Source organism: Agriterribacter sp. (assembly GCF_035444585.1).
Classification (GTDB): Bacteria; Bacteroidota; Bacteroidia; order Chitinophagales; family Chitinophagaceae; genus Agriterribacter.
Map to the genome: position 1 here is coordinate 1 of NZ_DAOMOZ010000121.1, position 10,484 is coordinate 10,484.

At 44.8% G+C, this 10,484-nt stretch carries 13 protein-coding genes; 6 read left to right on the plus strand and 7 right to left on the minus strand.

Features of this window, described 5'->3' with window-relative positions:
• On the plus strand, nt 1-131 hold a 131-nt coding region (locus tag PLH26_RS13325; protein WP_324586535.1), incomplete at its 5' end, for a DUF6496 domain-containing protein.
• A gap of 31 nt (nt 132-162) precedes the next feature.
• Here PLH26_RS13325 and PLH26_RS13330 read toward each other — a convergent pair.
• Both PLH26_RS13330 and PLH26_RS13335 read right to left on the minus strand, forming a co-directional pair.
• Entirely contained in the window at nt 163-591 is a 429-nt protein-coding gene (locus PLH26_RS13330) for a YidH family protein (RefSeq protein ID WP_324586520.1), read from the minus strand.
• A gap of 69 nt (nt 592-660) precedes the next feature.
• On the minus strand, nt 661-993 hold the full coding sequence (locus PLH26_RS13335) for a hypothetical protein (RefSeq protein WP_324586521.1): 333 nt from the start codon (nt 991-993) through the stop codon (nt 661-663).
• A 232-nt stretch (nt 994-1,225) separates the two neighbouring features.
• On the opposite strand from PLH26_RS13335, the gene PLH26_RS13340 reads away from it, so the two are divergent.
• Both PLH26_RS13340 and PLH26_RS13345 read left to right on the plus strand, forming a co-directional pair.
• Nucleotides 1,226-2,896 carry a sensor histidine kinase gene (locus PLH26_RS13340; RefSeq protein ID WP_324586522.1) on the plus strand — a complete coding sequence of 557 codons (1,671 nt, stop codon included), beginning with the start codon at nt 1,226-1,228 and terminating at the stop codon, nt 2,894-2,896.
• A 41-nt stretch (nt 2,897-2,937) separates the two neighbouring features.
• Entirely contained in the window at nt 2,938-3,315 is a 378-nt protein-coding gene (locus tag PLH26_RS13345) for a response regulator (RefSeq protein ID WP_324586523.1), read from the plus strand.
• A 352-nt stretch (nt 3,316-3,667) separates the two neighbouring features.
• On the opposite strand, the gene PLH26_RS13350 is transcribed toward PLH26_RS13345, so the two are convergent.
• The 4 genes from PLH26_RS13350 to PLH26_RS13365 form a co-directional block, all read right to left on the minus strand.
• Nucleotides 3,668-5,134 carry an alpha-amylase gene (locus tag PLH26_RS13350; protein WP_324586524.1) on the minus strand — a complete coding sequence of 489 codons (1,467 nt, stop codon included), beginning with the start codon at nt 5,132-5,134 and terminating at the stop codon, nt 3,668-3,670.
• A gap of 279 nt (nt 5,135-5,413) precedes the next feature.
• Complete coding sequence (locus tag PLH26_RS13355; protein ID WP_324586525.1) at nt 5,414-5,620, minus strand: hypothetical protein; 207 nt, start codon at nt 5,618-5,620, stop codon at nt 5,414-5,416.
• 286 nt (nt 5,621-5,906) lie between these two features.
• Nucleotides 5,907-6,113 carry a hypothetical protein gene (locus PLH26_RS13360; RefSeq protein WP_324586526.1) on the minus strand — a complete coding sequence of 69 codons (207 nt, stop codon included), beginning with the start codon at nt 6,111-6,113 and terminating at the stop codon, nt 5,907-5,909.
• A gap of 111 nt (nt 6,114-6,224) precedes the next feature.
• Complete coding sequence (locus tag PLH26_RS13365) at nt 6,225-6,386, minus strand: hypothetical protein (RefSeq protein WP_324586527.1); 162 nt, start codon at nt 6,384-6,386, stop codon at nt 6,225-6,227.
• A 191-nt stretch (nt 6,387-6,577) separates the two neighbouring features.
• On the opposite strand from PLH26_RS13365, the gene PLH26_RS13370 reads away from it, so the two are divergent.
• From PLH26_RS13370 to PLH26_RS13380, 3 genes are all read left to right on the plus strand, one after another.
• The gene (locus PLH26_RS13370; RefSeq protein ID WP_324586528.1) at nt 6,578-6,748 is read left to right on the plus strand and encodes a hypothetical protein; all 171 of its coding nucleotides are present in this window, start codon (nt 6,578-6,580) and stop codon (nt 6,746-6,748) included.
• A 219-nt stretch (nt 6,749-6,967) separates the two neighbouring features.
• Complete coding sequence (locus PLH26_RS13375; RefSeq protein ID WP_324586529.1) at nt 6,968-7,303, plus strand: hypothetical protein; 336 nt, start codon at nt 6,968-6,970, stop codon at nt 7,301-7,303.
• Nucleotides 7,304-7,652: 349 nt separating this feature from the next.
• Entirely contained in the window at nt 7,653-9,128 is a 1,476-nt protein-coding gene (locus PLH26_RS13380; protein WP_324586530.1) for a catalase, read from the plus strand.
• Nucleotides 9,129-9,200: 72 nt separating this feature from the next.
• Here PLH26_RS13380 and PLH26_RS13385 read toward each other — a convergent pair.
• A partial coding sequence (locus tag PLH26_RS13385) for a glycoside hydrolase family 92 protein (RefSeq protein ID WP_324586531.1) occupies nt 9,201-10,484 on the minus strand: 1,284 nt, incomplete at its 5' end.

Here is a 10,484-nt window from a genome sequence, read left to right on the forward strand (position 1 = left end):
GCAGAAGCGGTAAAAAAGTAACCAGCCGCAAACAGGCCATTGCCATCGGACTGTCGGAGGCGCGTAAAGAAGGTGCGAAAGTGCCCAAAAAGAAACCGGCTAAAAAAACCGCGTCAAAAAAAAGCAGCTAAAACCGGTTATCAAAACAGATAAAAGCGAGAGTTATAACCGGTGTAAGGAATTCCAGGGTAAAGAATATACCGGTATGACAGCAGGCAAAAGCCGCACCTGGAAAAACTTCAAACGCTCATCCGGTAGAGACTGTCTCAAAAAGGCGGGGCTTAGTGGCAAAACATTAGAGTGCTTATAGCTGCCGCGGGTAATTTGCCTGCCCGTATGAAGATACCGGATAAAGGAAAGAATTGTGGTAAGAAGCCCGACAGTTACCAGCATGATGCCAACGGCTGCTGATATCCCTGATGAGGCGGAACCGGCGGGTTTACCTGTGAGGGCAGCTATTTGCGTCACAAAAAGTGAAAATTTAACCACCACGAATCCAAATGCCATGATTCCTATAGCGGTACGTATCCAGGCAAGGAACGTTCTTTCATTGGCGAGGTGATCACTGATGTTGCGTGAAGGTTCCGTCATGCTTTTTTATACAAAAATACTCAACACATGCGTTCTTTGTTCAACTGCATTTGGCCTCCGGTTTTGTTTTTATTCTATTGCCGGGTTCTGCCCGCGCGAACTGTCTTCAGGCGAAGCATACCTGTTCGATGGATTGTTTCTTGTAGGATCATTGCCCAGTCCGGGCGTGGGCTTCGTTTTACCTTCCTGCACGGATGAATCCCCGGAACCGCGGGGACCCAGCGGATCTTCTTCACGGGTATCATTTCTTGTGGGGTCGTACCCGAGGCCCGGAGTAGGACTTGCGTGTTCGGTTGCATCGGAATCGCCAACAGGTTGTGCTTCATTTCCGGTTGAGGATGCTGACCTGTTACAGGCGAAGCAAATAAAGGTCCAGATGAAGATCGGAGTAATTCTTTTCATAATAATATTTTTATTAGCTTTTACGCATTATTGAGGGCGACCGATAAACATTATTTTATACAAATTGCATTCCTGGTTTTGTTCCATTCGAATCATTCATCCATACGTGTATCTTTGTTTGGGCTCCCAAGACCTGTGGCATATTGGATCAACCGCTAAAAAAATAAAGGGAGATCCCCGGTTTACCGCACAGCAGCTCATAATTTTGTAACTTACTTTCTTTGTTTGAGCTATGGAAAGGAAAGGCGCACAAAAAAAACAGGTTTCATTTGCCGGCAAAACAAATGCCGCGGGACAGCAGAAGAAACCTGCCAACGGCAGGGTCAAAAACGAAAAACCGGAAACATCCAGGGAAGCGTTACAGTCGGCCAATGAAGAGCTTACTACCATTAACGATGAACTGAGCATACGCAATGCCGAATTGAAAGGGGCGAACGACTACACGGGCATGATCATAGAAAGCCTGAATGATGCATTGCTCATCATGACGGCGGATTTGAAAATAAAGAGCGCCAATAAAAGCTTTTACCGGTCGTTTAAGCTTACCCCCGACCAAACCGAAGGCACTTATTTATTTGATTTAGGCGGAGGGATGTTCCACATCCCCCGATTGCGAAAAAAGTTAAAATCACTGCAAACCAAAAACGCCGGTTTCAGCGATTTGGAGATCACCCAAACTTTTACAACCGCAGGAACCAGGACCTTCCTGCTGAATGGATTCAGATCCCTGCCTGCCATCCCGGGTTCCACGATCATCCTGACCATGCAGGACATCACTTCGCGCAAAGAAATGGAAGAGCAGTTAATGGAAAATGAAGAACGCTTCAGGCTGCTGGTACAAAACTCTTCCGATATCATTACTGTTTTTTCGGAAGATGGAACAGTGCTGTATGAAAGTCCCGCCATAGAATCTGTGCTCGGCTACAATCCCAATGAAAGGATCGGGCGAAATATCAATATGGATGTTATTGTACACCCGGAAGACAAGGAGCATAAGCTGGGCTTATTGAAAAAAGCAGCCTTACATCCCGACACCAATATAACCGGCGAGTTCCGCCTTCGCCACAAAAATGGCAGCTATCGTACCATTGACGCCATTTTCCGGAGTTTTTTAAACAACAAAAAGATCAACGGCATTATCGCCAATTACAGGGATATAACCGACAGGAAAATACTTGAACAGCAAAAAGATGATTTTATTGGCGTGGCAAGCCATGAGTTAAAAACGCCTGTTACCAGCATCAAAGCCTATTCGCAGATCCTTGAAGAGCTGTTTAAAAAAAGCGGTGACACCAGGTCGGCTGAGCTGGTGAGCAAAATGAACCTGCAGGTTGACCGGCTTACCACACTTATTGTAGACCTGCTGGATTTTAACCGCATTGAAGGCAACCAGCTTAAGTTCAGGGAAGAAAGCTATGCCCTTAACGAACTGATCACAGAACTAACGGAAGAATTGCAAAGAACCACCCGGCAGCATGCCATCATAACCCGGTTAGACCGGCCGGTTCAAATGAAGGGCGACCGTTACCGCACAGGACAGGTATTGAGCAACCTGCTCAACAATGCCATCAAATATTCACCCAAGGGGAAGGAAGTTATTATAACAACGGCTGTTGATGACAGGCAGGTAACAATTGCCGTACAGGATTTTGGGGTGGGTATAGAAAAAGAACATCTTAATAAAGTATTTGAGCGCTTTTTCAGGGTGGCAGAACCCGTTATCAATACTTTTTCGGGACTGGGGCTCGGACTTTATATAGCGGCAGAGATCGTACGCCGTCAAAACGGCAAAATATGGGTTACTTCAGAAAAGGGAAAAGGCTCTACGTTTTATGTTTCCCTACCCGTTTTCAAATACTCCGCAGGAATAAATATTTTACATCCGGGAAAAAAAGTGGATTAAGATCCTAAAATACCGGTATATTGTTTGATATAAAGCCGCACATGGCAAAAAAAATACTGGTTGCTGATGATGACCCTGGAATCCAGGATATTTTTAAACTCATCCTCGAATCAGCAGGCTACACAGTTGAGGTAATATCCAATGGCGAAGATATCCTCCGTGATAACTACACCATTCCCGACCTTTTTTTGCTTGATAAACGCTTATCGGGCATTGATGGCCTTGACGTTTGCATCTACCTTAAAAATCAGGAAAATACTTCCCATATCCCCATTGTCATGATCTCGGCCAACCCCGGCATTGGCGCTTTATCGCAGGATGCCGGCGCCGATGATTTTATTGAAAAACCCTTTGACGTGCCTCATTTTCTTGAAATGATAGAAAAGCATTTGAATAAAAAGACCCGGTTAAGTCAATAATTATTCCATCCAAATTATTTTCTTCCTTCTCCTTTACAACGGACCATCAGGCGGGAACTTTACGCGGTTTTTTCCCTTTCCCAAAAGCGGTGTTTGGCAATAGCGGAAATGAATATCCGGCTGAGCGCTTCCACATCATCATTCATCAGCACGCGGGAAATTTAAAGGCCCGGCAGTTGAACACATTTGGATCACATGGTTACGAATATGTAAAATGAAATGTGCTGTTTAATTTAATGAAGCGATACCGATATGCAACTGAATATACTTTTTATTTTGAAGCCGGGAATAAAACTTCTCAAAAGAGGCTCAACTTACTTTTCGGGGGAAATATTTCTACAGCGCATCCCGGTCATCCGGGCACCCACACGGCTGCCGATCCTGCATTAACAAAAAAGGTCCCTTCTCCCTTTTCGTTCAATGTTATCTTTTCTGGTCTGCCGCCGCAACAATCCACAAAAGTTTTGCCCGCATGCCTTTCGCCAACCAGCATGTTCTTCGATCCTTCTCCTCCGTTGCTGAGCAGCACCGCACAACCGCCACCGGGCTTTTCATCTGTGCCTTCGCGTGTCCAGCCAATTGTATTGGGATGATCGAAAAAGTCGCGCTGCATACCATAAGCGAGGTCTTTGCGCACCACCATCATCTTTTCCAGGGCTGCCACCTTATTTAATTCTATATATGCTTCTTCGTTACCACCGGGACCGGCATACCTGGCTTCGTATACTGCCGGATAAAACACACATGGGATCCCCTGCTCCCTTAATAAAATAAGCGCATAAGCAAGCGGCTTGAACCAAAAATCAACGGTTGACTGCAGCGATTGCAACGGCTGGGTGTCATGATTATCAACAAAACTGATGGCCAGGTCCGGTCTTTCTTTTATAAGCGTGTTGTCGAAAATGGTTCTCAAATCATAATTCTCACCTTTTGTGGAAGCGTCATAAAAATTAAAATGCAGCGGTACATCAAACAACCGGATCATTCCGCCGGTAGCATCAATATAATTCAACAGCATTTGCACATCGCTTTTCCAGTATTCTCCTATACAGAAAAAGTCTTTTTGAAAATGTGCTTTAAGATATTGCAGCCATTCGGGGAAGAAACCGGGATTGATGTGCTTTACCGCATCCAGCCTGAAACCATCTATGCCGGTGGTTTGCACATACCAGACCCCCCATCTTTTTAATTCCTCTCTCACATAAGGATTTCGGAATTCAACGTCATTGCCCATAAGGTAGTCATAGTTCCCGAATTCTTTTCCCAACACATCTTCCCAGCCGCCATTTCCATATTCGTTAAGGATAACTGCAATGCTGCCGTTTTCAGAAGTACCGGTAAAGCAATGCCAGTTCCATATAAAATCAGAATATTTTTTCTTCCTCCCCGGGAAAGTAAACCGCGTATACGCATCAATAGTATGCGCATCACTGATCATTTCCGTTCTGTTTTCTTCATTTACGTTTTTTACCGTTACCTGCTCTTTTTCATCACCACCCATCCTGTGGTTCAGCACAATATCCGCCAGCACATTCATGTGATGCTCATGGAACGCAGCTATACAGCCCAGGTATTCGGCTTTGGTGCCAAAGCGGGTGCGTACTGTTCCTTTCTGATCAAATTCCCCCAGGTCGTACAGGTCGTATACGGCATATCCCGGTTCGTCTACACCCTCAGCCGATTTATACGCCGGCGGAAGCCATACATCGGTTACACCCAGTGATGCCAACCTGCCGGCCTCATCCCTGCCGTGGTTCCATAAATTTCCCTCCGGAGAATAATACCAGTGAAAAAACTGGAAAATAGTTCTGTTGCTCATATGGTGGTATGTAAAAGAAAATAACGCAAATTTATCCGGCAGAATGCTACAGTCCGAATTCGAGTTCTTTACCTGTCATGGCCCGATAGGTGTTTTGAAAAGCATGAAGCGTTGAAAAAAATCCGCGAACCTGTTGTGCCGCATGATCTTTACCCATTCCGCACCTGTATATGCATCTATTCCGTCGTACAACAAGCACGCTGCCGATAAAAAAATCACCCGGCTCTGCCAAGCTATCCTCCGTTCAACCGGACTGTCTGGCAAGAAGTAAATGCTTCTTTAAAAAAAATCAAATTCGTTGGCTTTCAGATAGGCTTCGGGCTGGGGAGGCATTTGCACTGCAGGAAAAGTTTCAATCTTAGGCTTGGGGAAAGCAGGTGGCGGAGCAGGCGCAACCGGAGCAGGCTTTTTCCCGGGATAAAGTCTTACAATTTTGGGTGAATGTAATCTTGCTCCCCGGTTCTTTTTCGTCAGGACTTTTTCCATACAGGATAATTAAAATTTAGTCATAAGAGGCTGTCTCAAAAAGCCGGTATAGAAGATATGCCACAAAAACACACCAATACACAAAGTCCTGATCTTCAGATTTTATTTTCTTCGTGTTTTAATGCCCGTCCCCCGTCCGACTGGAGTCATCCCCGCCTCCTATGTAAAGGCAGGCGGACTTCCGGTTCCAGGCGGGTCTTAGTGGCAAAACACAACTTTTGAGACAGCCCTTATCAATGACTAAAGCTTAATATGTTGCTATACTTATTGAATTTTATGATTACCGCTACGGATTGGGCTGGTCCTGCCTGTTGACAGTGCTGTCACTGGGCATGCTGCCCGTATCGGTATTGTTATCCATGTTATTCATAGAATCATTATTCTCATAACTGTTCTGAAGGCTATCCGAAGACAGGTTGTTATCACTGTCACCGGCGCTGTTGCATGCGAACAAAAAAAGAGCTGCCCCCATTATTAATATCATCTTTTTCATAATATTCTTTTTAATTTAAAAATTATATACCAAGTAATCAAGAATGCTGCCAGAGCTGTTCAGGCGATCAGATGTGCGAAGTGTTTTCCGGGTAGCTCAGGTATGGGTATTTTATTCCTCAAAATACTTTTTCCGGATATTATCGCGCAACCGGGTGTGCCGGCTAAGCAGGTTGCCGATAATAAAAAGGGATGATCCCGGTTCAGGCGTCCGGTAAAGCAAAAAAACACCTGTTATACCGCCAAATCCCTCCCGCGATATACATGATGCCATACAGGCTCAGTTCGTGCAGCGGGTAATAACGTTTCGTATAGTCAACAATAAAGGCCAGCGTAATGCTCAGCAATACATTTAATATTTGCGAATTGCGTCCCCGGCGTGAAAAAAATGCCCGATTGCTCTTCGGGTACAAGATCTTTCATCCATGCATTCCTGCCGGGACCTGAGATGGATGAAAAAGCATAATGGAAAAAAGAAAAAACAAAACAAGGCTAACCATATTTCCCGGAGTTGCATACAATGCAACGCAACCGATTATTATTAATGATATACGCGCCATCGGACTGCAAAAGACGCTTATCGCCCTCCGGTTATTAAATCTGCGCACCAGCCATACAGATACCAGATTCATGTAAAAACAGTAACACGAAATGTGAAGTGGTAAAGCAATGATTGTACCATTCAAAAAAATCATTACCGGCGCATTTATTCTACCTGTAAAAAACAATATAAATAAAATGAAGCAGGGCGTTGATGCTATCTCGTCGTTTAAAATTTTGTTAACTGGCCGTTTTTGCTTTCTCAAAATTTTACCGGCAGAAAAAATGGCCATAATTTAGCAGCTATAAACCCTAATGATGCAACCCTTTGCTATTAATCTTCCCAGCGAAAAACTTGGTCACGTTATCAATAAACGTGTTGGAATAAGGCGGCCTTTAAAATTCCTTTTTTTTAAATACAAAAATAAAGAGCGAATAATCGCCTATACCGTGATTGTGGAAGGTACTTCAGGTAAAAATGAATTTCTCGTTTTCAAAACAAAAAGAGAGGGCGAATGGCTGAAAGGTGCCCGGAAAAATGGCGAATCCATTTCTGCAGAAAGCGAAAAAGAAATGTCACGTGCCATAAAAAAAGCTATAGATGAATATGAGCAGCAGCAGGGGGAAAAAGCCTACCAGGAGTTGTTTTAGCTGGGAGCTGTCAGCAGTGAGCTATCAGTTGTCAGCATTCAGCGTTCAGCTTTGAGGGGGCGTACTAACGATGAACCGATAGCACTCCACCTTATCTCACCTCTCACTTTTTACCTATCACCTATCACGATTCACCCTTCATTATTCACTCCTTTCTCCTCGTGAAATGATAAACGTGAAACTGATCACCACTCACTATTCACTATTCACTACTCACGTTTCTCCCATTCTACGCCTCACTTCACCAATAGAAATTATCTATTTACAATAGATTTATAAAATAGTGAACAAAAACTTTTTTGACGTTCGAAAAGATTAATATTGCTGCACAACAACGAAATTTAAAGCCATGGAAAATAATAAGAAATTAACGACCACAACCGGGAATCCTGTCCCGGACAATCAGAACATTCAAACCGCCGGGGCGCGGGGACCGGCCCTGTTGCAGGACTTTTGGTTTTTAGAAAAAATGTCGCATTTTGATCGTGAAGTCATTCCCGAAAGGCGCATGCATGCCAAGGGATCGGGCGCCTATGGAACCTTTACGGTAACCCACGACATCACACAGTACACCAAAGCCGCTATTTTTTCTGCGATCGGCAAAAAAACAGACATGTTCGTACGTTTTTCAACTGTAGCCGGCGAACGTGGTGCAGCAGATGCCGAACGCGATATCCGCGGATTTGCCATGAAATTTTATACCAGTCAGGGCAACTGGGATCTGGTAGGCAACAATACTCCGGTATTTTTTTTCAGAGATCCGATGAAATTCCCCGATCTGAACCACGCCGTTAAAAGAGATCCCAAAACCAATTTAAGAAGCGCTGACAACAACTGGGATTTCTGGACCCTGCTGCCCGAATCCCTGCACCAGGTAACCATAGTAATGAGCGACAGGGGAATACCCAAATCATACAGGCATATGCACGGCTTTGGCAGCCACACTTTTAGTTTTATCAACGCAGCCAATGTGAGGCACTGGGTAAAATTCCATTTCAAAACACAGCAGGGAATTGAAAACCTGTCTGATGAAGAAGCGATAAAGCTGATCGGTACCGACAGGGAAACGCACCAGCGGGACCTGTTCAATGCCATTGAAAAAGGCGATTTTCCCAAATGGAAAATGTTCATACAGATCATGACGGAAGCGGAAGCCAACAACTCGCCGTTCCATCCTTTTGACCTAACGAAAATATGGCCTAAAGGTGATTACCCTTTGATCCCGGTTGGTGAATTTGAACTGAACCGTAACCCTGAAAACTACTTTGCAGAAGTAGAGCAGGCTGCTTTTAACCCGGCCAATATTGTTCCCGGCATCGGTTTTTCACCCGATAAAATGTTACAGGGCAGGTTGTTTTCATACGGCGACGCGCAGCGCTACCGTCTCGGCGTAAACCATTACCAGATACCGGTTAATGCTTCTAAATGCCCCTATCACAGTTTTCACAGGGACGGCGCTATGCGGGTTGATGGCAATTACGGAGCTGCAAAGCATTATGAACCCAACAGCTTTAATGAATGGCAGGAACAGCCCGAATACAAAGAGCCGCCGTTAGCGCTTCATGGTGATGCTACAGCCTGGGACTACAGGGCAGACGATGACGATTACTATTCACAGCCGGGCAACCTGTTCCGCTTAATGACGAGTGATAAAAAAGAACTGTTGTTTAAAAATACAGCCGCTCAGATCGGCGGTGCTCAGAAATTTATACAGATCCGTCACATCCGCAATTGTTATAAGGCCGACCCCGCTTATGGAGAAGGCGTTGCAAAAGCATTGGGCTTAACAATGGATGAGGTGAACAGCTTTCACCCGGAGCGATAAAAAACCAGTTTCTTAACGCTACAAAGCCTTTTGCCGCTGAACGCAAAAGGCTTTTTGTTTGATTGCATCGGATTATTGCTGAGACGGAGGCGGTACTTTTACGCCCCATGTTTTATTGGGCCTGCTTCCCATTACAAACAGCAGCTTACCGCCTTTCATCAGATCCTCCCTGTACAACCAGCAATTGTTCAACGGCTTTCCATTGAACTGTGCCGACTGTATATACATGTTTTCACCTGAATTATTTTTGGTTTCAATGATCAGTGTTTTTTTATTGCCTAAGGTGATCGTGGCCTTGTCAAACAAAGGGCTCCCGAATTCTATGATGGGCTTTGCATCTGTAAATCCTTTTACATCAAACAAACCAAGCGCGGCCAGCACATACCAGGACCCCAACTGACCCTGGTCTTCATCCTGCCCGTAGCCATAGCCGTGGATGGGCTCTGTTCCATAAAATTCATTGCATATCAGTCTTGTCCATTTTTGGGTCAGCCACGGCTTACCCGAAAAATTAAAAAGCCAGCTGATATGGAGGCAGGGCTGGTTGCCATGATTATACAATGATTTTATACCGGCAAATGCGTCTATTTCCTTCCCGCCACCAAAACCGCTTTTTTGTGAGGATTGAAAAATGCTGTCTAACCGCTTATTGAATTGATCCTTTCCTACAGCGCTGATCAACGCAGCAGGATTGTGCGGCACATAAAATGAGTATTGAACCGCATTCCCTTCCTGGAAACCCCTCCATGCTTCAAGGGAATTAAAATCATCTATAAAAGAACCATCCGCTCTTTTGGGCTGCATGAGCTTATGCTCCGGGTTAAAAAGAGATCTCCAGCCATCGGCATACCCGATCAGCTTTTGGTAATCCTTTTTCTTGTCCAATGCTTTGGCCATCTGGGCGGCGGCAAAAGCACTAAAACTGTATTCAAGCGTATGTGAAGCAGAGAAATGCGACCCTGTTGAATCTGTTGTATTCTTTTCAAGATAAGGAACAAACCCATGTTCAACAAATGCCTTGGTATCCATCTTACCCGATCCCACTTTCCTGTTCTCCCAGTTCAATTCATTGGCTTTAACGGCCTCATAAGCCAGGGCTATATCGTAGTTCCGTATACCAGCCTGGTAAGCTCCGGCAATGGCAAGTCCTACAAAATTGGTTCCTACGCCCGAAACATATTCACTATTGGCAATACCATCTCCAAACCATCCCTTATCCCTGTAAACCTGTAATTGCGTATGCACATAATTGCTGTACCGCTCGGGATAACACAATGCCCACAATTGCGTGATGTTCCAGAAAGCCCCCCATATGGCATCCGTGTTCATAAATTCGGGGATTTTTCCGCCATAAGC